Here is a 23,544-nt window from a genome sequence, read left to right as displayed (position 1 = left end):
GTAAGAAAATCTTTGAAGATGTTTTTTTATTTTGGAAAATACACTTTAAACGTATTACCCTTTTCTACTTCACTTTCAACTTTAACATAACCATCCATAAGTTCTATTTGATATTTAGTTAGATATAGACCCATACTTGTGTTTTCGCCCATATTTTGAAGCTTTTTGTTTAGACCAAATACCTTATGGCCTTCTTTGATTAAATCTATACCAAAACTGTTGTCTTCAAAAGATAAGACTAAATGATTTGGTTTGTCTTCTACACCAATTATTAAAAGGGGTTTATCATTTTTATTTACAAAATGCACTGCGTTTAGTACAAGGTTGGTAATAATACTTTCTAAATAAGCGGGTATGGCCTTTACGGTAAGCTCGTCACTAATTTCATGATGAATTTTAAAATTTTTCTTCTTTAATAACCCGCTGTTGCTTTGAATTACCTTGTAGATATATTCATTAACATTTAAATCAACTTTAATATGATTGATTTTGTGTCTAATTGCTACCAATTCTCGCAAGCCTTTGGTTGTTCTTGTTAATGAATCAGTTGACTGGTACAGCATTGAGGTAAGTTGATTTCTTTCGTTCTCATCTGTTTCAGTGCTTAAAAAATTTAAAAGCAAATCAAAATTTGTAGTATGCCCTTTAAGATTATGAGAAACCATATGGGCAAAATGAACCATATTATCTAAATCTTCATTTGCTTTTTGCAGTTTACGAGCGTATGTTTTCTCAATTTCTATAGAGTTAGGAACCTCATTACAACTTATGAATAAAAAATCTTGTCCATCTTGCTTAACCAAGTTACCCGAAATATTGAATAAATGATTACCCGTTTTTTCATGAGAAGTTCGCAAATTAATATTTTTAAAGCTGTAACTGGTTTTTAATTCCTCTTCAATTTGATTTCTAATAGCATCATTAATGGCAATAAACTCTGATAGCGATTTATCTAAAAAAACCTTCTCAGGTTTGCCAAAAATGCTTAAAAGATAGTTGTTGATTCTTTTTATTTTAAGGGTTCTTCTATCAACTAAAAGCAAGCCAGTAGGGGTACTATTAAAATAGTCAAAACCATCTGTAGTAGTAGTAGTAATTTCTTTATGAGCCTCAGGATTAACCGTTCCGTTTAATTTAGCTTCTTTTATAACGCCAATTATTCTAGTGCATTTACCATTCTTAAATTTTGGTCTGCCAATAACGTTTATTTTTATAAGATTCTTTTTTGCATCAGTTACGCCCAAAATAATATCCCAAGGTTTACCACTGGTCATGGCAGCTCTAATAACTTCTCTTAAAACAGCCCTATCTGCAGTTGATTTAAGTAATGATATTGCTTTCTTTAAAGAAGGATGTGTTGTGGCGGGTAAGTTAATTAACTCTAAAAATGTATTAGACCAGTACATAGAACCGTCTTCTACAATATATTCCCAGCTGCCCGTTACTTCATCTTCTGGGTTTTGCACTAAATTGTTAATTTGAGATAATACGGTATTTTGTTGGTTATCGCCTTTATCAATTTTAATAGTAACCACTAGACCAATGGTATTTCCGTAGCCATCTTTCCAAGGACTTAGGTGCCAAGTTGCGCAACTGGTGTTGGTTTCTGAATGTTGATTCAATTTAATATCATTTATACCCTCTAATGCGTATTCAAAACTATCTTGCCAGCTTTGTTCAATTTCTGGGAATAAATCATAAATGCATTTTCCGAGGGCCTTTTCTCTATTGAGGTTAGAGTGTTTAAACCAATGGGTAGTAGCTTCTATTAATCGTAAATTATTATCTAAAATAGCTGTGTACGAAGGTAATTCGTGCACCCAACTGGCCTTTTTTAAAGGTTGTGCAATTGTTTTTTTCATAAACCAAATCTTACTTATCCCTAATTTATAGTAAGAAAAACCTTACTTATAAATAATGTTGTAAAATGTAAGATTGTGTTGGTAAAAGACTATTTTTTGTTTGTTTAATCGATGAAAGTATTAAACATTGCAGTTCATCGATTATAAAAAAGGAAGCACAATTTTTTTAAATGTAGGCACATCTAAAGGTTTAAACATCATTTTTGATATAATTGGATAAGCTTTTACTTTTTCTTCGTCTGTAGGGCTTATTGTGGTGGTAAGCAAGAACACTTTAGTATTTTCTTTCTCTATTCTTGCTAGTTCGTTAAATCTATCCAAGAATTCCCAAGCATCCATAGTAGGCATATTAATATCCACAAAAATAATTTCAGGAAAAACATCAGTTTCAACAAGATAGTCTAAAGCATTTTCTCCCGCTTGAAAAGCCACAACCTCTTCAACCATATTGGTTTCTTTCACAAATTTGGTATGAATAAAATTTGTGGCCTTATTATCATCGACCAAAAGAATTTTCTTAAGCATTTATTTAGTGTTAAGTGTAAAATAAAAAGTGGACCCCTTGCCTAGTTCAGATGCTACCCAAATGCGCCCTCCGTGTAATTCAACTATTTTTTTACAATGTGCAAGACCAATACCTGTGCCTTCATATTGGTCTTCATTATGTAATCTTGAAAAGATATCAAATATTTTTTCTTGATGTTCTGGCTTTATACCAATACCATTATCTGAAATAAAAATAATGTTTTCATTATTCTGACGCTTTACAGAGATTTTTATTTCTGGGGTGTCATTTTCAGCAACAAATTTTAAGGCATTGCCAATAAGATTAAGAAATAGGGAGTGCAACTCTACTTCATTACCCTTAATTAAAGGCAATTTGTCTAGAATAATTTCAGCGCCTTTGTTGTCAATTTTAATTTGTAAATCATTAACAACATCTTCAACAATTTTATTTAAATCTACTTTTTTCTGTTTTGTTTTCCCTTCAATTCTAGAATAGTCTAAAATACCTTTGACTAACTTATTCATTCTAGTAGCGGCAGAATCAATAAAATCTAAGTATATTATTGCGGGTTCATCTAGCTTTTTTTGATATTCTTTTTTAAATAAACCCACAAAATCGGTAACTGTACGTAGCGGTTCTTGTAAATCATGACTTGCTACATAGGCAAAACGTTCTAGTTGTTTATTGCTATCGGTAAGATTTTTTAGGTGTGTAATATCTACATGGCTGCCTACCATTCTTATAGGGTTGTTGTTTTCATCCCATTCTATTACTTTGCCTTTACACCACACCCAAACAATACTTCCATTTTTATGATAGTAACGAACTTCATTATCATAAGGCACCTCACCTTTACTTTTTACATGTGCTTCAAAAACATCTAAAACGCCGGGTAAATCGTCTGGGTGAATGTTTTTTTGCCACCATTCTGGTGTGTTCTCAATTTCATGGTCTTCATACCCAAACATTTTTTTAAAAGTAGGGCTCATATACTCAGTATTATTGGGAATGTTCCAATCCCAAAATCCGGCAAGGGTGCTTTCTAGTACTTGCTCAAAAACCATATTTTGATCAACAAGTTTTTGTTCTAGCACTGGTAACTTTAACAATTTAGTCATGTTGGTATGGCTACCTACCATTCTAATGGGCTCACCATTTTCATCCCACTCTATTACTTTTCCCCTAGCTTGCAAATGAACTAGACTCCCATCTTTATGTTTATAACGTTCATTGGATATATATAGATTGGCTCCGTTACAATCAAAATGGTTTTGTAAAAGGGCATTCATGATAATTTCATCTTCTTTTACCAACAATTTACGCCAGCTTTCAAAGGTATCTGGCATCTCAGATTCATCGTACCCAAACCAATCTTTAATACTTTTACTGGTATAAATAGAATTGTTTTTGATATCCCAATCATAAAAACCATCTGTACATTCTTCAAACGCTTTCATTTGTACTTTTTGAAAGTCTTCCGCTTTTTTTAAATCCGTGACATCTCGCCAGCTGGCAACTACCTGTTTTATTGAACCATCTTTATTTAAAAATGATTTTGCATTAACACGAATGGGTATTCTTTTACCAGTTTTAGTTATTACTGTTCGGTTTTCATCCTTTAAGTCTTTACCTTGAGACAATAAGTTCATGTCATATTCTAATTCTTCTGGAGTAAAACCTTGAGCTATATCTAAGACATTTTTGCCAATAATACCTTCAGCACTGTTATATTCTAATTTTTTAATTAATTCAAGATTAGCATCTATGATATCACCATTAGCATCAATTGCAAAAAACATATCAGGGGCATTGTCAAACAATGACCGTATTTCATATTCTTTTTGTTGTAACTCTAGTTGAGCTGTTTTTTGTGCAGAAATATCTACAAATGTTAATACCACACCATCTATTTTGTGACCTTGAATAAATGGTGTTACTCTCATAAGCATGCACTTATTATCGGCAAATTCTAAATCTTCAGTATAAACCTCTCCTGTTTCCAATACGGTTTTACAGATTGATTTAAAAAACGTATTATCTATACTATATTTATTAGTGAAGTCTAATAAAGGCCTGCCAATGTCGTTTAGGGTAATGTTGTAAAAATCTTTTATCCCGTTGGTAAAAGATTTAATACTAAGATTGGAACTTAAAACTAAAGTACTGATATCTGTACTTTTTAAAACATTATCTATAGTTGCTTTGGCGTGAGCTAAATCTTGCACTTTCTGATTTAATTCAGTGTTAACAGTATGTAGCTCTTCATTTACACTTTGTAGTTCTTCATTGGTACTTTGCAGCTCTTCATTAGTAGCTAAAAGCTCTTCATTACTGGTTTGCAATTCTTCATTCCTAATTTCAACCTCATGTTGCAGAGCAACAAGGCTTTTGCGGGCATTTTCTAGCTCTATTTCTAAAGCCCTAACAGTTTCGTTTTTATCTTTTTTTGTCAGGGCTTTTAATCTAATATCTGCTTTTGGGTTTATATTCTTAGGTAAGAATAGAATAATAAATTCTGCTTCTAAATCTCCATAAAACTTTGATGCTGGAACTACTAATATATCTAGAACGGTACCTTTTTCAAGGCCCGTAAGTTCAACAGATTCAATTTTTACATTTTCCTTACTTTTTTCAACTTTTAATAAGGCAAGATTAAGATTTGGTTTTAAATCTTCTGGTAACAAATCTAATAACGAGTTAGAAAATCTGGTTTCAGGTATTTGAAGGAAAGTTCGAAAATTTCCAACGGCCTCAATGATTTCTAAATTAGAATTTAAATACAGACACGCTAAGCCTAGTTCCTCAGAAAGTGTTTTTTCTACTAACATTGAAAAATCAAACTTTTTTCTAAGGATATTACGCTTTTCTAATTGAGCTATATTTTGGTATAGAAATGTATGCTTAGCTATTGAAATGTCATTAGCATATAAGGATTTGGCTTCTTTAAGACTTCTAAATATTTTATAATCATTACTTACGTCTTCAAAAGAATCTCGCAAATTTCCTAAGGTTTCACTTTTACCAAGAACCAAATATCCATGAAGATTTAATGAGTATTGTAATATTTTGATGATACGGTTTTGAGTTTCTTGAGCAATGTAAATCAATAAATTTCGACAAGAAATCATGTCTATATTGGCAAATGGAGACGAATTAATGATATCATGCTGGCTAAAAATCAGATAATGTCTCAAAAAATCTTTGATTTTGTATTGATTGTCTTCAACCAGTTCAAAATACTCTTGTAATCGATGTTTAGAAATATTAATCAGGTGCTTTTCTTTAAATAAACCTAAAGAGGCCTTTTCAATATTATTCTTGGCAATGTCTGTAGCAAAGATTTTAAGTTTGATGTTGGTTTTATCTTGGCGCACCATTTCTTCAAAAAGTAACATAGCATAAGAATAGGCCTCTTCACCGGTACTGCAGGCAACAATCCAAATTTTTAATGTGTCGCCGTTGTTTTTAGATGCAATTAGGTCTGGAATAACCACTTTTTCTAAATGCTCCCAAACAGCACTATCTCTAAAGAAATCAGTTACATTAATGAGAAAATCGTTTGCAAGTAAGCTTACCTCTTCTTTGTTTTCTAATAAAAATCGGAAGTAACTTTCAAAATCTTTAAATCCTCTAAAGTTTATTCTTCTAGCAATTCTTCTGATTAATGTTGGTTTCTTGTAAGGTGTAAAATCAAAATCTGTGAGGGTTTTTAAGTGGCTCAATAATTTATTAAATCGTAAATTATCGCGATGAATTTCGTGCTCAATCCCAAATTTTACTCTAGGGTCTTTGATAAAACTCATCAAAATAGAAGGTAATTTTTTGACTGGGAAAATATAATCTACTAAGCCAGTATCAATAGCGGATTCAACCATTCCAGAAAATTCAGCATCTTCAGGGCTTTGAACCATCACCATACCGTTGTAAGAGTGTATGGCTTTTGCCCCATTGGTACCATCGCTACCGGTACCACTAAGCACTATACCAACAGCAAACTCTTTTCGGTTTAGAGCTAAGGAATTGAAAAAGATATCTATAGGAAAATTTAATTTTTGCCCTTTGGGCTTATCACTTAATACAAGGGTGTTAGATTGTAGTTCAATATTTTGGTTTGGCGGAACCAAATAGATTTTACCAGGCTTTACGTTGGTGTTTTTTTTAACTTCTGTAATAGGTATTGCCGTGTTTTTGCTTAAAATATCTTTCATTAAGCTTTTATGGTTGGGGCTTAGATGCTGAATTATGACAAAACTACACTTAGGCTCCAAAGGCATGTGGTCGAAAAAATCTTTTAAAGCTTGTAAGCCGCCAGCACTTGCTCCAATACCTACAATGGAGAAACCGTAAGGATTGTCTATTTCTTTTTTAGCAAATTCTTTTGTGTTCTTCGGAGAATTTTCAAAATATTCCAATCCCATTTATACAGATTTTTATAACATGAAAGTTATAAAAAATCCTACAAAAAATAGGGTTTAAAAAGAGTGAGAATGCAAGAAAATACTATTCACCTAGAATTTTTAAATATTCATTGTTGTTATTCAACAATTCAAGAGAAACTTGTATGGCCTCGTCATTATTTAGATAATAATCGTAAAGACCCTCTCTGTAGAAGTATCTTTTTATGATTTCATCTTCTAACTTTTTGCTTATTTCTTTTTTGTAATCGGTTAAGGCTTCAATTTTTCCTTTTTCAATTGTAGAAAGCATTTCTTTATAACTGTTCTGAACCTCTTTACCCAAAAGGCTTTGTTCTTCTGTTAAAGCATCTTTTAGTACTTTTTCTGTTTTGGTCTGAAATGCAAAACCTCTTTGTGCAACAAAATTTTTAAAATCAGTAAAGATTTTATCAGTTACCTTAAACTGCGAAACATCAGCAATTGTATTGTTGTAATGATATGAAGTAGCAAAATCAAAAATCAATAAATTTTCATCCAAAGCATCAATAAGTTCATTAGTACTAGCAGCCGTAATCTTAACATCTGGCAGTACCCCTCCGCCGTCTTCAACAGTTCTACCGTTTCTGGTTTTAAACTGATTAAATGTTGCATTTCTAATGGCGTTGCCTTCATCGTCTCTATTCCAATAATCTAAAGATTGAATACACCTGCCAGATGGGGTGTAGTACCTAGAAATGGTAACTTTTAGTTGTGTACCATAAGTAAGTCTTAATGGGCGTTGAACCAAACCTTTTCCAAAGCTTCTGGCACCAACAACTACAGCTCTATCTAAATCTTGTAGGCTGCCAGAAACAATTTCACTAGCCGAGGCACTTTTACCATCTACTAAAACCGTTAAGGGTATTTCTAAATCTTCTGGATTTTTCTTGGTAAAATATTCGCTATTAAATTTTTTAACCTTTGATTTGGTAGTTACAATCAGCTCCCCTTTTTCAACAAATAGATTTGTAACGTTAATGGCTTCTGATAGCAAGCCTCCTGGGTTTCCTCTTAAATCTAGTATAAGTTGTTCGGCACCCTGGGCTTTTAGGGCTTGCATAGCTTCTTTTGTTTGACTAGATGCTTTTCTGTTAAATTTTGTAAGTACTATATACCCTGTTTTATCATCTATCATTTTATAAAATGGAACAGCATCAATTTCTACAGAGGCTCTGGAAATGGTTTTGGTCATTTCTTTACCTTGTCTCTTAAAAACAACGTTTACAGAGGTGCCATCTGCCCCTTTGAGCAGTTCTGCAGCGTTATCTTCAAAATCTGAAACCTTGATGTCTCCTATCTGTATAATTTCATCACCAGCTTTTAAACCAGCTTTGTCTGCCGGCATATCTTTGTAGGGTTCAATAAGTAACAACTTATCTTGATAAGAACGTACGCGAGCCCCGATACCAGAATATTCACCCGCGTTATTAATTTTAAACTCCTCAACATCTTGCTCATTCATAAACCGAGTATAGGGGTCTAACTCGTTAAGCATATTTTTTATGGCAGAATCCATGAGCTCTGCAGGATTGGTTTCATCAACATAATTCATGTTGAGCTCTTTAAACAGTGTGGTAAAAATTTCAATCTGCTTGGCTATTTCGAAAAAATCATTTTTAAAACTACTTGTGCTTACCAAAATAAAAAGCGCAAGTACGGGCACTAGGTATCTAAAGTGTTTTTTCATCAATCTGCTTTTTTAAAAATTTATCGATTACCCCCTGCATTTTACGTTCAATCAATTGATAATCTGGCATTTCTTTACCAAGGTATAAAAAGGCCAACGCAAAAGATGTTTTGCTATTGTTAAAAATGGTATGCTTGTGTAGTCTGTAAACTTCACGCATTAATCGTTTAATTCTATTTCTTTTAACTGCGCTTTTAAAATTTCGCTTTGGCGCCACAACCAATATTTTTAGTTGCGTATTATCTGTAAATTTGGTGGGTAAGTAAATTAGTTTAATAGGAAAATTGTTCACAGATTTACCTTCTGCAAAAAGCTGGTCAAGCAAGGTTTTGCTTGTGATACGTTCTTTTTTAGGAAAAGAAAAGTCCATTCATTAAAAATAAAAAATCCGTTCAAGAGCACTCCAGAACGGATTGTTTTTTGAGGTTTTGAATTTCACTATTCAGCTTGCCAAATATTGTTTTCTCTATCAATATCTGCCATTAATTGCGATGGGTCAATATTTAAACCTGCTAAATCACCAATAGGCATATCTAGTACTAACTCATAAGTTGGGTAGGCCCATGGCCAATCTTCTGCCACAGTTCTTTCTAAGGTAGGATACGGATTATCTTTTTCTCCACGCATCATGCGTAAAGGCACATAAACGGTTGATTGACTACCGTCAGCACCAACTACCAAAATGTCTAACGGCATAGGCATTAACCCTTTTCGCTCTAACACTACTTTAGTTTTATTACCCTCAGCAACAACTTCTTTAATGGCATAATCAATGGTATTTGTGGTTTGTGTCCAATCTGTTAAATACCAATCTAATTCTACGCCTGATACTTTCTCGGCGGTTCTTTTAATATCGTTAGGTGTAGGATGCTTAAACTTAAAATCTTCAAAATATTTTTGAATCGTCTGCATTAATTTATCTTGACCAATAACATAGCCTAATTGTGATAAAAATATAGCGCCCTTACTATAAGCAGCAACGCCATAGGCAAAATTCATATGGTATCTATCAGCGTGGGTAGTTTGCGGTTGTTCAAAACCAGACTCAACTAGTCTAAAATACCCTCTATAACTTCCTGTAAAAGGGTTTTCCTGATTCTGCTCCATAATTTGGTTCATGCAAAGTGAACTTATAAACGAGGTAAACCCTTCGTCCATCCAAGAGTGTTTAGACTCATTAGTTGCTAATACATGTTGAAACCAAGAATGCGCTAGCTCATGAACCATTACGCCGACTAAGCTTCCAAAAGAACGTTCTCCGGTAATTAAGGTGCCCATAGCGTATTCCATACCACCATCACCACCTTGAATTACGGAATATTGCTCGTAAGGATATTTACCAACATTCTTGCTAAAGAAGTTCATGGCTTGTGCTGTTTTTGGCATAAGATTAGTCCAATTTTCTTCTAGTTCTTTTTTGTCTTTATAAAAGAAATGTAGGGTTGGACCATCTTCCATGACTAATTTTTTGTGTACATATTCAGGGTCAGCTGCCCACATAAAATCGTGTACTTGCGGTGCTTTAAAATGCCATGTTAATGTTTTGCCTTTAGCTTTAATCTTTGTGCCCTCATCTTCATAGCCGTGGCCAATTTCATTAGGATTTTGCAAGTAACCAGAAGCACCAATAGTGTAATTTTTATCAATAGTTATTTTAACATCAAAATCTCCCCAAACACCGTGAAATTCTCTGGCGATATAGGGGTTAGGGTGCCAACCTTCAAAATCATATTCTGCCAATTTAGGGTACCATTGACTCATTGAAAGTGCTACACCTTCAGCGCTATTTCTACCGGATCTACGAATTTGAAGCGGTACTTGCCCTTTGAACTCCATATCAAAAGTAGCCTTGCCTCCTGGAGGAATAGGCGAAGCCAAATCAACAACCAAGATTGTTTCTTCCTCGTTGAAGGTAACTTTTTGACCATCTTGTTTTAGTGAAATGACATGTAAATAACCCTGCTCACTTTCAGTTAAGGTGGCAATTCTGCTTTTACCATCAGCTAACATTCTTCCATCACCATCTTGAATGGTTTGTAAACGAACGTCCATTTCGCTACCAGGCTGAAATGCATTAAAATATAAGTGGTAATATACCCGGTTTAATTCATCTGGCGAATTGTTAGTGTACACCAGTTTTTGAGTTCCGGTATATTGATAATTTTCAACATTCATAGCAACATCCATGGTGTAATCTACGTGCTGTTGCCAGTAAGAGGTATTGTTTTGAGCCAATAAGGCGTTTAATCCCAAGAAAAGGATTAAAACAATTTTTTTAGCGATTTTAATCATAAGTTATTCTGCGTTTATACTTAAGGTAGTTCTGCCTTTAGCAAGCTGTTCAGCCAAAATTAAAGCATTATATGCATTTACCATTGTACCAGATTTAGATAATTGGGTAAACGGTTTTGCTTTTGATGCATCCCCACCAGGTAACACTTGAGCCTTTGAACTTAAGCCAGATTGCATAAGTATATGTTTTACTTGAGTAGCATTTAAACTAGGGTACTGTGATAAAATTAATGCAGCCACGCCAGCAACAGCTGGAGCAGCCATAGAAGTACCACCTTGATATTCGTACTTGCTTTCTGGCATAGTGCTATACACATCATCCCCTGGTGCAAAAACATCTACATTGGTAGCGCCATAATTAGAGAAGGTAGCCACCATATTAGACCCATATGATGGAGCAAGTGCACCAACCTCAATTACATTATCACTAATTTCAGTAGCTCCCATTTTATGGTCATTAGGGTAATTGGGGTTGCTTTGTAAATCAATGTTATTTCCATCGTTACCTGCAGCGTGAACAATTAATACATCTTTAGAAGCTGCGTATTTTATAGCATCCCAAACCCATTCAGCGTAAGGAGAAAAAGATTTTCCAAAACTACAATTGATAATTTTTGCGCCATTATCAACGGCATAACGTATACCAAGTGCAATATCTTTATCGTATTCATCACCATTTGGCACTGCTCTAATAGACATAATTTGAACGTTATTGGCAACGCCATTTACGCCTTTACCATTATTGCGTTCTGCGGCTATAATGCCAGCAACGTGGGTACCATGACTTTCATCTTCTAACCGAGCATCTGGATTTCCGTTACCGTACTGAGTGTCATTAATATCGTAAGGATTATCGCCAACAACTTCTCTACCATTAAAATCAATGTTTAAGTTGTAATTTAATTTTTCTGTAAAGTAGGCAACACCATCTTTAATTTCATCAACAAACGTATTCATGTTATCTGAGTATTGAAACATTTGCGTTAATACAGATTTATTTTGCTGCATTTCTTCTGTTTTGGCTTCCAAAGCAGCTAATTCTGTTTTGGTATAATCTACTTTACCCAAATGCTTAGAAACTGCTTCATGGGCATTACTAACCACTTGGTAGATTTGCTCATATTGTTGTTTGTTTGCTAAAGATTCGTTGTATTCTTTTTCTAGTTCAGCTTTAGCATTTGCTTGCATAGTAGCATCACCTAGTTGTAATCTTAGAATACGGGCATACTCTAATTGTTCATTGTAAGATTCGCCTAAAAAGTTGTAGCCGTGAATATCGTCAACATAGCCGTTGTTATCATCGTCAATTCCGTTACCAGCAATTTCATCTTTATTCACCCAAAGCACATCATCTAAATCTTCATGGTCAAGGTCAACTCCTGCGTCTAGTACCGCTACTATTACTGTTTTTCCTTTTTTGTTTTTGATAATTTCATTGTAAGCCTTGTCAACACTCATACCTGGAATAGTGTCTTTTATCAGGTCTAAATGCCCCCAGTTCTTTTTTTCGTATTCAGTTAATTCGGCAACTTTTAAAGGAACGGTATCTATATTTTCAACAGGGGTTGAAACTAAATTGGTAGCGCCGCAACCAAATAGAATGGCTGAAGAACCGGCGAGCAACACATTTTTAAATGAGATGATTTTCATGTTAATATTTTAAACTAAAACTTTTATTATGAATTAAATATTTCGTCAAAAGAGTAGATTTCGTTCAATCGCACTCCTTTTTCGGTATTTTTAAGTGTACAACACTCATTATGAGCATCGTGCTCAAATAAGAGTATGTAATTATCAGACACGGCTTTATTTAAAAAGTCATTTTTTTCGTCTAATGTTAATAGTGGTCTGGTATCATACCCCATTACATACGGTAAAGGAATATGACCTGCAGTAGCAATTAAATCAGCCATAAAAACCACTTTATGCCCCTTGTAATTAAGAATAGGTAGCATTTGTTTGTCTGTATGACCGTCAACAAATAAAATATCAAAACCCAATTCTGAGTTTTCTAACCAACGAGACTCCCCTTTTTCAATAAAATTAAGTCTACCACTTTCTTGCATGGGCAGTAAATTTTCTTTTAAAAAAGAGGCCTTTTCTCTAGCGTTAGGTTCTGTTGCCCATTTCCAGTGGTCTTTATTGGTCCAAAACTGAGCGTTTTTAAACGCGGGTTCATAACCAGTTCGGTCTTTATTCCATTGTATACAACCGCCACAATGGTCAAAATGCAAATGGGTTAAAAAGATATCAGTAATATCATCTCGATGAAAACCATGCTTTTTAAGAGAATCATCAAGATTGTAGTCTCCCCATTGGTTGTAGTAACTAAAAAACTTTTCAGATTGTTTATTGCCTAATCCGGTGTCGACTAAAATTAATCGGTTACCATCTTCAATGAGTAAACTTCGCGCAGCAATATCAATTTGATTGTTTTGGTCTGCAGGGTTTGTTCTTGACCATAAGGTTTTGGGAACAACGCCAAACATAGCGCCACCATCGAGTTTAAAGTTCCCGTTTTCTACAGTATATAGTTTCATTCAGTTTTTAAGTGACATGCAAAATAAGAATGCATTTAGTATTTGCCTTAAAAACACGGTTTTATTATTTGATTTTTAACAAAATCCAATGGGTTTAAGTTATTTTTTAGGTGGTAAACTTAAAATACGCTCAACATATCTTTTAAATAAAAGCATTATTTTACCGATTCAAATTTTTTGAAATGCTCGAACTTGCCGGAATTGTAATCTTAGGTATCATAGCTCAATGGGTAGCATGGCGTTTAAAACTACCTGCTATACTTCCTTTAATTTTGATAGGATTATTAGTCGGCCCTATCTCTACTTTATATACAGAAGATGGTACTAAACTAATAGAGCCAATATGGACAGGCAAAAAGGGATTGTTCCCAGGTGAAACGCTCTATTATTTTACTTCTTTAGCTATAAGTATCATTCTTTTTGAAGGTGGTTTAACCCTAAAAAGAGCCGAAATTGCCAATGTAGGACCGGTAATAACAAAACTGATAACATTAGGGTCTGTGATAACCTTTTTTGGAGCAGGTATGGCAGCTCATTTTATCTTTGACTTGTCTTGGCAAATTTCATTTTTGTTCGCAGCCTTAATTATAGTTACCGGCCCAACAGTAATTACCCCAATTTTAAGAAACATTCCGTTAAAAAAAGATGTCTCAACAGTATTAAAATGGGAAGGTATTTTAATTGATCCTATAGGTGCGTTAGTAGCTGTTTTGGTATTTGAATTTATAAGTGTAGGTGGTGATGCTGGTTATACACAAACAGCGCTTATAGAGTTTGGTAAAATAGTATTGTTTGGAACCACTTTTGGTTTCACTTTTGCACATGCGCTGGCCTTTGCTATTAAAAAGAATTTTATTCCGCATTACTTATTAAATGTAGTGTCTTTATCCGCAGTTTTATTGGTGTTTGTAGAATCAGATTTGTTTGCTCACGAATCTGGTTTATTGGCCGTTGTGGTTATGGGTATGGTATTGGGTAACAAGAATTTACCAAACCTTAAAGAATTACTCTATTTTAAAGAATCGCTTAGTGTACTATTAATATCTATCTTATTTATATTGCTTGCAGCAAATATTGATACAGCTGACCTAGAACTATTATTAGACTGGAAAACAATTTTGTTGTTTGTTGTTGTTGTCTTTGTGGTAAGACCGCTAGGGGTTTTCTTAAGCACGCAAGGGTCTGGTTTAAAATGGAATGAAAAAGTTTTTATTGGGTGGGTAGGTCCCAGAGGTATTGTAGCCGCAGGTATTGCGTCTCTTTTTGGCTCCAAATTATTACAACAAGGGGTAAAAGGCGCAGAATACATAGTTCCCCTAGTATTCATGATAGTATTAGGAACGGTTTTATTAAATGCTACTACGGCTAGATTGGTTGCTAAATTGGTTGGTGTTTTCTTGAGTAAATCAGAAGGTATTTTAATTATTGGAGCGTCAAAACTTTCTAGATTAATAGCGAATTATTTAAAAAAGAACAACCGCCATGTGGTGTTGATTGATAATAATCAAAGCAACGTAGATAAGGCCAAAAAATTAGGCATAGAAGCCATTAATGCAAATATTTATTCAGATTCGTTAACCGATTTTTTGGAATTAAGTGATGTGGGGTATGTAATGGCAATGACCGGCAACTCAGATATTAATAAATACGCCATTGAAAAGTTCACTAAAGATTTTGGTGAAAATGGAGCGTTTAGACTTATTGATGCTGATGAAATGAATGACCCAAACAATAACCCAGAAATAGGTTTGTTTAGTCATACAGATGATTTTATAAAGCTTACAGATGCTGTTCGAAGCTACCCATCAGTTAACGAAATAGAAATAAAAAATAAAGAGGAATATGATGCCTTAATTGAAATTACTAAGGCAGATAATAATACCGTTCCCATATTTTTAAAAGACCCAGAAGGCGATTTAAAAATAATACCCTCTTTCAGCAAAGAATTTAACGACATTACCGAAGGTTACAAACTGGTATACCTCGGCAAAGTTTTAGACACTGATAATGATGAAGATGTAGAAACGGTTTAAGACCTGCTACTTCTTTTAAGTAAATAAGTGTTTTACTACAGTAAACATTAAAAGGGTATTGCCTCTTTTTTGCCCAGCATATTTATTTTTCTAGAATCTAAAGGAAAACCATTAGAAAAAAATACAACTAACAAGGTATTTCAAAATCTACATACAGACAATACTTTTATTTCCAGTAATAAGCCATTAATTATCAACACTATGGAAGTAAAAAATTTTAAAATAGTAATGCTGGCCTCAATAGTTTTTTTCTCTTGTGAAAAAGGAGATTCTGGTAGCAGATGTATTAGCTGTGAGGTAGAAGGAGTTGAAATCTGTACAGACGGTATGGGTCAAATATCTTTAGTAGTTGAAGGAGAAACTATTGAAACAGGAGAACTTGTAGAAGACATTTCTTTTGAGGAGGCCGCAAATACAGTATGTGAGAGCATATCGGTTTCAAGTGCATGCGCCATTTGTGACGGCCCCAATGTAAATGAATTTGAGGTTTGTAGCACTGATGAAGGTGTAACTATAGACGGGCAACTACTTTCTAATACACAAGGTGTTTCGTTAGACAGTGCCATCGATGTTTTTATTTCAAACCCAAATAACGATATTGAGTTTGAGGGCCTTTCCTGTCAAAGAAATTAATTAATCATTGAGTTTTAAAACGGCCATAAACGCTTGTTGCGGTATTTCAACATTACCTACTTGCCTCATACGTTTTTTACCTTTTTTCTGCTTTTCTAACAACTTACGTTTACGTGAAATATCACCACCGTAACATTTTGCAGTAACGTCTTTTCGTAACGCTTTTATGGTCTCTCTAGAAATAATTTTTGAACCAATTGCGGCCTGTATCGGAATATCAAATTGCTGTCTTGGTATTAATTCTTTTAACTTTTCACACATTTTCTTTCCAATGGTGTGAGCGTTATCAAAATGAACTAAGGCAGACAATGCATCAACAGGTTGTGCATTTAATAAAATGTCTACACGAACTAATTTAGAAACACGCATACCAATAGGCGCATAGTCAAAAGAGGCGTAGCCTTTTGATACGGTTTTTAGGCGGTCATAAAAGTCAAAAACAATTTCTGCCAATGGCATATCAAAAGTTAATTCAACACGCTCTGTGGTTAAATATGTTTGGTTGGTAATTTGCCCTCGTTTATCAATACACAAAGACATAACATTGCCCACAAAGTCAGACTTTGTAATTATAGTAGCCTTAATATAAGGCTCTTCAACGCGGTCTAAAGTTGAGGGGTCTGGTAAATCAGAAGGATTATTAACAATAACAGCTTCTTCTGTATTTTTAGTAGTAAATGCGTGATAACTAACGTTTGGTACCGTGGTTATAACTGTCATGTTAAACTCACGTTCTAAGCGCTCTTGAATAATCTCCATGTGCAGCATTCCTAAGAATCCGCAACGGAAACCAAATCCTAATGCAGCACTACTTTCAGGAGTAAAAACAAGAGAAGCATCATTAAGCTGTAATTTTTCCATTGAAGAACGCAGTTCTTCAAAATCTTCTGTATCTACAGGATAAATACCCGCAAAAACCATTGGTTTTACATCTTCAAAACCAGCTATAGGATTTTGAGAAGGATTCTCATTTAGCGTAATGGTATCACCTACTTTAACCTCACGAGCATCTTTAATACCGGTAATTAAATACCCTACGTCACCAGTAGAAACTTTTTGTTTTGGGTGTTGCACTAATTTTAAAGTGCCAATTTCATCAGCAAAGTAGCTTTTGCCAGTTGCCATGAATTTAATTTTTTGTCCTTTTTTAAGTTCACCATTTAAAATTCTGAAATACGTTTCTACCCCCCTAAATGGGTTGTAAACAGAGTCAAAAACCAAGGCTTGTAAAGGTGCAGCTGGGTCACCTTTAGGAGCAGGAACACGCTCAATAATTGCTTTTAAAATTTCTTCTATACCAATACCTGTTTTAGCACTGGCCGGAATAACTTCTTCAGGGTCACAGCCCAATAAATCAACAATATCGTCTGTTACTTCTTCAGGGTTAGCACTTGGTAAATCAACCTTATTCAGCACTGGTATAATCTCTAAGTCGTTTTCTAGTGCCAAGTATAAGTTAGAAATGGTCTGTGCTTGAATACTTTGCGCGGCATCTACAACCAATAGCGCCCCTTCACAGGCTGCAATAGATCGTGAAACTTCATAAGAGAAATCTACATGTCCAGGGGTGTCAATAAGATTAAGCACATACGTTTCACCTTCGTATATATATTCCATTTGAATGGCGTGGCTTTTTATGGTAATACCTCGCTCACGCTCCAAATCCATACTGTCTAATAACTGGTCTTGCTTTTCTCGCTCAGTAACCGAACCGGTAAAATCTAAAAGGCGGTCAGCCAAAGTACTTTTACCATGGTCTATATGAGCAATAATGCAAAAGTTTCTGATATTCTTCATAGCAACTTCTAAAGAGCATTCTTTGCAATGTGCAAATATAGTTTATTTGAACGCCCTTTAATGCTTCTTGTAATTACACATTCAATTATTTTAGTAGATTTGACAGGAAACCCAAACACTATATGAAACAGGCACTAACCTTAATTGCTGTGCTTGCCTGCACTCTTTATGCAAATTCTCAAGAATTTTACATTAAGGGCAAAGTAATTGACCAAGACAATCAACCTGTAGCATTTGCAAACGTTTTGTTGTTAAACGCCGCAGATTCAACATTTGTAAACGGCACATCAGCAGATGATGAAGGGCTATTTACCTTAGAAGGAATTTCACCAAACTTGTATTTATTACAAGCAAGTTATGTTGGTACAGGCTCTACGCCCTTGGCTATTGATGTAAAAGACAATATTTCTTTAGGTGCTTTAATAATACCTAATGCTACAGAAAACTTAGATGAGGTTGTGGTCACTGCCACAAAACCAAAAGTTGAGCGATTAAATGACCGTTTGGTTTTTACGGTCGAAAATACTGTTGTCTCTCAAGGAACATCATGGGATATTTTAAGAAATACGCCTGGGGTAATAATAAACCAAGATGCTTTAACCATAAGAGGTAATGATGCTACGGTGTACTTAAATGGCAGAAAAGTACAATTAAGTAGTGATGAGGTAAAAGATTTACTGGAAGGGTTCTCTGGTCAAAACGTAAAATCTATTGAAGTAATACCTAATCCGCCTGCAAATTTTGATGCTGAAGGCGGGCCAGTTTTAAACATAATCACTAATAAAGGATTAACACCGGGTTATAAGGGCAATGTGAACGGAACCTACACCCAAGCGGTTTTTCCTAAATATAGTCTTGGAACCAGTCATTATTTTAAAACCGAAAAACTCAACCTCTTTGCAAATTATAGTTTTAATCCAAAAAAGGAATTGCGTAAAACAGCAAAGGGTATAAATTTTATTAATGATTCTGATGAAATCTTTTCTAGTTGGGACACTAATATTGAAGAGATTAAACGTTCTAAAGCACATAATGCTACCACAATTATTGATTATTATTTTGATGATAATAACAGCATTAATGTAACTGCAAACTATCTAAACAATCCAAATCAGACATGGAGTAGTGATGTATTAACCACTATTTTAAACAACCAAAACACCTTAGATTCAACATTTACCACAGCTAATTCAATTAGTGCTGATAATGTAAATTTTGCCGCTGATGTAACGTATACGCATCGCTTTAAAAATCCAGGAACAAAGTTGGATGTAAATGGCCATTTTACAGATTTTAATCAACAGTTTTTTCAAACTATAGCTTCAAATTATTTTGATGATTCAGGTCAATTTTTAAGAGATTTTAGTTTTGATACAGATTCTAATCAAGACATAAATATTTACACCGGCCAGATAGATTTTACCACTCCAGTTGGTCAAGGCTCTTTTGATACTGGGGTAAAAGCTTCAGTGATAGATTCTCAAAACCAGATTGATTACTTAAATTTTCAAGGCTCAGACGAGTCTGTGAATGCGGGTTTATCTGATAACTTTTTATATGATGAAACGGTTTATGCAGGTTACGTTTCCATGGTTCAAAGTTGGGATAAATGGTCGATTAAAGCGGGGCTTAGAGGAGAGTATACAGATGCTAAAGGAACCTCTTTAAGTCTTGGAGCGGTAAATAACCAAGAGTTTTTTGAACTATTTCCTTCAGTTTATATTTTACACTCACCATCAGACAAGCATAGCTTTGCTATAGACTATAGCAGGGGTTTAGACAGACCAAAATATAACGATTTAAATCCCTTTAGAAACTTCTTTAATGAAAATGATTTTGAAGAAGGTAATGCCGGTTTACAGGCCAGTTTTACTAACAATTTTAATTTTAATTACACTTTTAATAGCGAGCTGTTTTTTGATGTGTATTATAGAGACAATGGCCGTCTTATAGATGATTTGGTTTTTCAAGACAATCAAAATCTAACCTTGAGAGAACTCAAGCAAAATGTATTAGGCAGTACCTCTTATGGTCTAGATATAACGTTAAGCAAAAGCATTTTAGACCCGTGGTATGTATATGCGTATGTTTCTCTTTTTCATGAAGATTTAGATATTACTGCCGTAGAAAGTAACAATGAGGTATTCACAAATGAGGTAGATGGGGTCTACGCTTATTGGGCTAATTATTTAACATTATCTAACGATGGTACTTTTTCTGGTGAAGTAACCCTTACGTATTTGTCTGATTTTATTTTTGGAACCTATTTGCAAGATGAACAGTTAAACTTATCTGTAGGGCTTCGAAAATCGTTATGGAGTAATAGAGCCGTTGTATCTATTACTGCTGAAGATATTTTAGAGCAATACATACCCACGTATACTTCTAAATATTTTAATCAGGATAATTTTTACCGTAGAAGACCAGAAACACAATTTGTGCGCGTAGGCTTTACCTATAACTTCGGAAACTTTAGATTAGAAGATAACGAACGCGAAATCAGTAAGAAAGAGCGTGAGCGATTGGAATCTAAAGACTGATTGTTTTTCAGTTTTTTGTAATTTCGCACCCCAAAAAAAATTGAAATGCCCAAAATCGGCAATATACAACTACCCAATTTTCCATTGTTGTTAGCACCAATGGAAGATGTTAGTGACCCACCTTTTAGAGCGTTATGTAAAGAAAATGGTGCGGATGTTGTGTATACGGAGTTCATTTCTTCTGAAGGTTTGATTAGAGATGCAGCAAAAAGCGTAATTAAACTAGACATTTACGAAAAAGAACGCCCGGTAGGTATTCAAATATTTGGCTCAGAGTTAGACTCTATGCTACAAGCCATTGATATTGTTGAGAAATCAAATCCTGATATTATCGATATAAATTTTGGGTGTCCAGTAAAAAAAGTGGTTTGTAAAAATGCTGGGGCGGGTATTTTAAGAGATATACCCTTAATGGTAAAGCTAACCGAAGCTATGGTTAAACGCACCAAACTGCCGGTCACTGTAAAAACTAGATTAGGCTGGGATAGTAATTCTATTCAAATTGTAGATGTTGCAGAACGATTACAAGATGTGGGTATCAAAGCTATTTCTATACACGGTAGAACCCGAGTTCAAATGTATAAGGGTGAGGCAGACTGGAAACCAATAGCTGAGGTAAAGAACAACCCGAGAATGCATATTCCGGTGTTTGGTAATGGTGATGTAGCTACGCCGGAAGCTGCTGTTAAAATGCGCGATGAGTATGGATTAGACGGTGCAATGATTGGGCGCGCTAGTATTGGTAATCCTTGGTTTTTTAATGAAGTAAAACATTTTTTTAAGACTGGCGAGCATTTAGCCCCTCCTACAATGGAACAACGTGTGCAAGCTGCACGAAGACATTTGCAAATGTCTATAGATTGGAAAGGTGAAAAACTCGGTGTTTTTGAAACACGTAGACACTACACCAACTATTTTAAAGGCATACCGCATTTTAAAGAGTACCGCATGAAAATGGTGACTAGTGATGATGCTTCTGACGTTTTTGCTGCTTTTGATGAGGTTTTAGAAAAATTTGGTAACCATCAATTTGTGTAGAGCTTTAGTTTATTGCCACCAATTTCTGATTAATTCTACTACTGGCAATTTTTGCAGAGATAATTCCTAAAATAAGAATGGTGAGTATAACGGTACCTAAGTTTATCCAATCAAACGATACCGGATAGGCTAGACTTGGCGTGATTTTTATCAAGCCAAAATAGAACTGTAGCAATACAATTATAGTACCAATAAGTACACCAATTAATCCGCCAAAAGCGGTAGTAAGCAAGCCTTGTAAAAAGTAAATTCGTCTTAAGTTTTTGAGTGGAGTACCTAAAGCATATAGCGTTCTTAGATTCTGCTGTTTATCTAAAATCATCATTATAATAGCTCCAACGACATTAAAAAGGGCAATTATTAACACCAAAGTAAATATTAAATAGGTAGCAAAATTTTCAGTATTTAGCATTTTATGTAAGCTGCCATTTAGTTCTTTTCTGCTCAAGATAGTAATCTTATTACCTAAAACAGCTATTATTTCAGCTTTGGCTTCCTTTAAGTTCTTACCATCAGCAAGCTTAAAACTTATAGCCGATACAGTAAGGCTATCCTTTTCTAAAAATTGCTGAACAAGTGGTAGTGTAGTAAAAACATATTTTCTATCAAGTTCTTCTTCAACAGCATACACACCACTAACAACAAGGGGTAAATCGTTATAAGGTTTTGAATTTAAAACTTGCTGATTTATAGAGCCCTTACCCGGTTTTGGAGCTAAAGCAATCATTGGTCGCTGATAGTTATTCAAGGGAACACCAAGAAGGTTAAAAATGCCGATTCCGATAACACTATTATATTCAGTAACGCCCCAATTTCCAAAATAGAGTGTACTATCTACCCCTGTGGCAGAATTAAAATTTGCGTCCACACCTTTTATAGTGGCTAAATGACTTTTTTCTCTATACGTAAGGTAAACGCGTTCTTCTAGTTCTTTGGAATATGAGGCAATGGTTGCTAATGCTTGAAGTTCTTTTTCTTCTTGTGGTGTAACTTCAAAGAATTTACCGGTTGTTGTTATTGCTTTTAAATCTGGGTCAAAAGCATTGGTAAATTGCAGGCTAAATGTTTTTAATCCGGAAAATGCAGATAGCACAATAAACAAAGCCGCAGAACCAACTACAATAACAAAGAAAGTAATGAAATTGATGATATTCACTGCATTCTGACTGCTTTTTGAGCGTAGGTAACGCTTAGCTATGTACAGTGGAAAATTCAAAATCAGGATTTCTTTCTTTTATCTAACAAGTCAGGGTTGTCTATTGGATTCTCGCTTCCTTTTAAAGATTTTTCAATCTTATCAATATATTCTAAAGAATCATCCAAATAAAAATTTAGATTAGGCATTCTGCGTAGCTGATTTTTTGTACGCTGTGCAATTTCATGTTTAATAAGGGGCTCATTAGATCTTATGCCTTCTAGTAGCTCTGGAGCCTTAGTATTAGGAAATATACTCAAATAGACTTTTGCAATAGAAAGGTCTACGGTAACTTTTACTTTAGTTACAGATATTAACACACCTTTTAAACCGCCATCTGTAGCGGCACGTTGTAATACATCTACCATGTCTTTTTGTATTACACTTGCTATCTTTTGTTGTCTAGGTGTTTCCATAAGTGCAAAAGTATTGAAAACCTAGGCAAACATTGCCATTTAGCCTAAACCTATATGTAATTTAGTTGTTTTCTTTCTAGAAATGGTATTTCAAAAGAGATTCAATTAATTTGGCACAAAGAAGTTAAAGGAATAGGCTATGCAAAAAATAGAACATATAGGTATCGCAGTCAAAGATTTAGAAGTTTCTAATACATTGTTTGAAAAACTGCTTGGTGTACCTTGTTATAAAACCGAAGAAGTTGTTTCAGAGGGGGTAAAAACCGCTTTCTTTAAAACAGGGCCAAACAAGATAGAGTTATTAGAAGCAATGAAACAAGATAGCCCTATAGCTAAATTTATTGCTAAAAAGGGTGAGGGGGTGCATCACATTGCTTTTGCCGTTGATGATATTGAAAAAGAGCTAGCAAGGTTAGAAAAAGAGGGTTTTACGCTATTACATAAAACACCAAAAAAAGGAGCTGATAATAAGTTAATAGCTTTTGTTCACCCAAAAACTACAAATGGAGTTTTAATAGAATTGTGCCAAGACGACCCAGCTTCAAAAAAATAGCAGTACTTAATTCT

Annotated in this window: 16 protein-coding genes; 5 read left to right on the top strand and 11 right to left on the bottom strand. The window is 34.5% G+C overall.

From position 1 onward, the window contains the following. Nucleotides 1-26: 26 nt before the first annotated feature. The 8 genes from H5V42_RS06110 to H5V42_RS06075 all read right to left on the bottom strand — a co-directional run bounded on the left by H5V42_RS06110 (nt 27) and on the right by H5V42_RS06075 (nt 13,325). On the bottom strand, nt 27-1,862 hold the full coding sequence (locus tag H5V42_RS06110) for an ATP-binding protein (protein WP_185782244.1): 1,836 nt from the start codon (nt 1,860-1,862) through the stop codon (nt 27-29). Nucleotides 1,863-2,003: 141 nt separating this feature from the next. Continuing rightward, nucleotides 2,004-2,387 carry a response regulator gene (locus H5V42_RS06105; protein WP_185782243.1) on the bottom strand — a complete coding sequence of 128 codons (384 nt, stop codon included), beginning with the start codon at nt 2,385-2,387 and terminating at the stop codon, nt 2,004-2,006. Continuing rightward, nucleotides 2,388-6,788 carry a CheR family methyltransferase gene (locus H5V42_RS06100; RefSeq protein WP_185782242.1) on the bottom strand — a complete coding sequence of 1,467 codons (4,401 nt, stop codon included), beginning with the start codon at nt 6,786-6,788 and terminating at the stop codon, nt 2,388-2,390. It lies immediately after the preceding gene. A gap of 82 nt (nt 6,789-6,870) precedes the next feature. Continuing rightward, complete coding sequence (locus tag H5V42_RS06095; RefSeq protein WP_185782241.1) at nt 6,871-8,493, bottom strand: S41 family peptidase; 1,623 nt, start codon at nt 8,491-8,493, stop codon at nt 6,871-6,873. After that, on the bottom strand, nt 8,477-8,863 hold the full coding sequence (rnpA, locus tag H5V42_RS06090) for a ribonuclease P protein component (RefSeq protein WP_185782240.1): 387 nt from the start codon (nt 8,861-8,863) through the stop codon (nt 8,477-8,479). The genes H5V42_RS06095 and rnpA overlap by 17 nt, the downstream gene beginning before the upstream one ends. Before the next feature lie 68 nt (nt 8,864-8,931). After that, nucleotides 8,932-10,785: a M1 family metallopeptidase gene (locus tag H5V42_RS06085; protein WP_185782239.1), complete on the bottom strand. Its 1,854-nt coding sequence runs from the start codon at nt 10,783-10,785 to the stop codon at nt 8,932-8,934. Between the two features lie 3 nt (nt 10,786-10,788). Beyond that, a complete protein-coding gene (locus tag H5V42_RS06080; protein WP_185782238.1) occupies nt 10,789-12,435 on the bottom strand; it encodes a S8 family peptidase in 1,647 nt (548 codons plus the stop codon). 26 nt (nt 12,436-12,461) lie between these two features. Then, nucleotides 12,462-13,325: an MBL fold metallo-hydrolase gene (locus tag H5V42_RS06075; RefSeq protein WP_185782237.1), complete on the bottom strand. Its 864-nt coding sequence runs from the start codon at nt 13,323-13,325 to the stop codon at nt 12,462-12,464. A gap of 182 nt (nt 13,326-13,507) precedes the next feature. Here H5V42_RS06075 and H5V42_RS06070 point away from each other — a divergent pair, with 182 nt between their 5' ends. Together H5V42_RS06070 and H5V42_RS06065 are read left to right on the top strand one after the other, a co-directional pair. Continuing rightward, a complete protein-coding gene (locus H5V42_RS06070) occupies nt 13,508-15,358 on the top strand; it encodes a cation:proton antiporter (protein WP_185782236.1) in 1,851 nt (616 codons plus the stop codon). A 201-nt stretch (nt 15,359-15,559) separates the two neighbouring features. Continuing rightward, nucleotides 15,560-15,991, top strand: coding sequence for a hypothetical protein (locus tag H5V42_RS06065; protein WP_185782235.1), 432 nt, complete (start codon nt 15,560-15,562; stop codon nt 15,989-15,991). Here H5V42_RS06065 and lepA read toward each other — a convergent pair whose 3' ends face one another. Further along, entirely contained in the window at nt 15,992-17,788 is a 1,797-nt protein-coding gene (lepA, locus tag H5V42_RS06060; RefSeq protein ID WP_185782234.1) for a translation elongation factor 4, read from the bottom strand. 122 nt (nt 17,789-17,910) lie between these two features. On the opposite strand from lepA, the gene H5V42_RS06055 reads away from it, so the two are divergent. Beyond that, complete coding sequence (locus tag H5V42_RS06055; protein ID WP_185782233.1) at nt 17,911-20,328, top strand: outer membrane beta-barrel protein; 2,418 nt, start codon at nt 17,911-17,913, stop codon at nt 20,326-20,328. Nucleotides 20,329-20,373: 45 nt separating this feature from the next. Next, nucleotides 20,374-21,366, top strand: a complete 993-nt coding sequence (gene dusB, locus H5V42_RS06050) for a tRNA dihydrouridine synthase DusB (RefSeq protein WP_185782232.1) — start codon at nt 20,374-20,376, stop codon at nt 21,364-21,366. A 4-nt stretch (nt 21,367-21,370) separates the two neighbouring features. Here dusB and H5V42_RS06045 read toward each other — a convergent pair whose 3' ends face one another. Then, on the bottom strand, nt 21,371-22,582 hold the full coding sequence (locus tag H5V42_RS06045; protein ID WP_185782231.1) for an FtsX-like permease family protein: 1,212 nt from the start codon (nt 22,580-22,582) through the stop codon (nt 21,371-21,373). Nucleotides 22,583-22,584: 2 nt separating this feature from the next. Further along, nucleotides 22,585-22,977, bottom strand: coding sequence for a 30S ribosome-binding factor RbfA (gene rbfA, locus H5V42_RS06040; RefSeq protein ID WP_185782230.1), 393 nt, complete (start codon nt 22,975-22,977; stop codon nt 22,585-22,587). Between the two features lie 139 nt (nt 22,978-23,116). Here rbfA and mce point away from each other — a divergent pair, with 139 nt between their 5' ends. Further along, the gene (mce, locus tag H5V42_RS06035; RefSeq protein ID WP_185782229.1) at nt 23,117-23,530 is read left to right on the top strand and encodes a methylmalonyl-CoA epimerase; all 414 of its coding nucleotides are present in this window, start codon (nt 23,117-23,119) and stop codon (nt 23,528-23,530) included. Nucleotides 23,531-23,544 lie beyond the last annotated feature (14 nt).

It is taken from the genome of Croceivirga lutea, from assembly GCF_014235875.1.
In the GTDB taxonomy this organism is placed as follows: domain Bacteria; phylum Bacteroidota; class Bacteroidia; order Flavobacteriales; family Flavobacteriaceae; genus Croceivirga; species Croceivirga lutea.
This window is presented reverse-complemented; position numbering and strand designations above follow the sequence as displayed.

Bases quoted from the DNA above. Each gene is read 5' to 3' on its own strand.
- H5V42_RS06095 (WP_185782241.1), bottom strand. From the start codon at position 8,493: ATGAAAAAACACTTTAGATACCTAGTGCCCGTACTTGCGCTTTTTATT.
- H5V42_RS06110 (WP_185782244.1), bottom strand. From the start codon at position 1,862: ATGAAAAAAACAATTGCACAACCTTTAAAAAAGGCCAGTTGGGTGCAC.
- H5V42_RS06080 (WP_185782238.1), bottom strand. From the start codon at position 12,435: ATGAAAATCATCTCATTTAAAAATGTGTTGCTCGCCGGTTCTTCAGCC.
- H5V42_RS06055 (WP_185782233.1), top strand. From the start codon at position 17,911: ATGAAACAGGCACTAACCTTAATTGCTGTGCTTGCCTGCACTCTTTAT.
- mce (WP_185782229.1), top strand. From the start codon at position 23,117: ATGCAAAAAATAGAACATATAGGTATCGCAGTCAAAGATTTAGAAGTT.
- H5V42_RS06085 (WP_185782239.1), bottom strand. From the start codon at position 10,785: ATGATTAAAATCGCTAAAAAAATTGTTTTAATCCTTTTCTTGGGATTA.
- rbfA (WP_185782230.1), bottom strand. From the start codon at position 22,977: ATGGAAACACCTAGACAACAAAAGATAGCAAGTGTAATACAAAAAGAC.
- H5V42_RS06070 (WP_185782236.1), top strand. From the start codon at position 13,508: ATGCTCGAACTTGCCGGAATTGTAATCTTAGGTATCATAGCTCAATGG.
- H5V42_RS06075 (WP_185782237.1), bottom strand. From the start codon at position 13,325: ATGAAACTATATACTGTAGAAAACGGGAACTTTAAACTCGATGGTGGC.
- H5V42_RS06065 (WP_185782235.1), top strand. From the start codon at position 15,560: ATGGAAGTAAAAAATTTTAAAATAGTAATGCTGGCCTCAATAGTTTTT.
- rnpA (WP_185782240.1), bottom strand. From the start codon at position 8,863: ATGGACTTTTCTTTTCCTAAAAAAGAACGTATCACAAGCAAAACCTTG.
- H5V42_RS06100 (WP_185782242.1), bottom strand. From the start codon at position 6,788: ATGGGATTGGAATATTTTGAAAATTCTCCGAAGAACACAAAAGAATTT.
- H5V42_RS06105 (WP_185782243.1), bottom strand. From the start codon at position 2,387: ATGCTTAAGAAAATTCTTTTGGTCGATGATAATAAGGCCACAAATTTT.
- dusB (WP_185782232.1), top strand. From the start codon at position 20,374: ATGCCCAAAATCGGCAATATACAACTACCCAATTTTCCATTGTTGTTA.
- lepA (WP_185782234.1), bottom strand. From the start codon at position 17,788: ATGAAGAATATCAGAAACTTTTGCATTATTGCTCATATAGACCATGGT.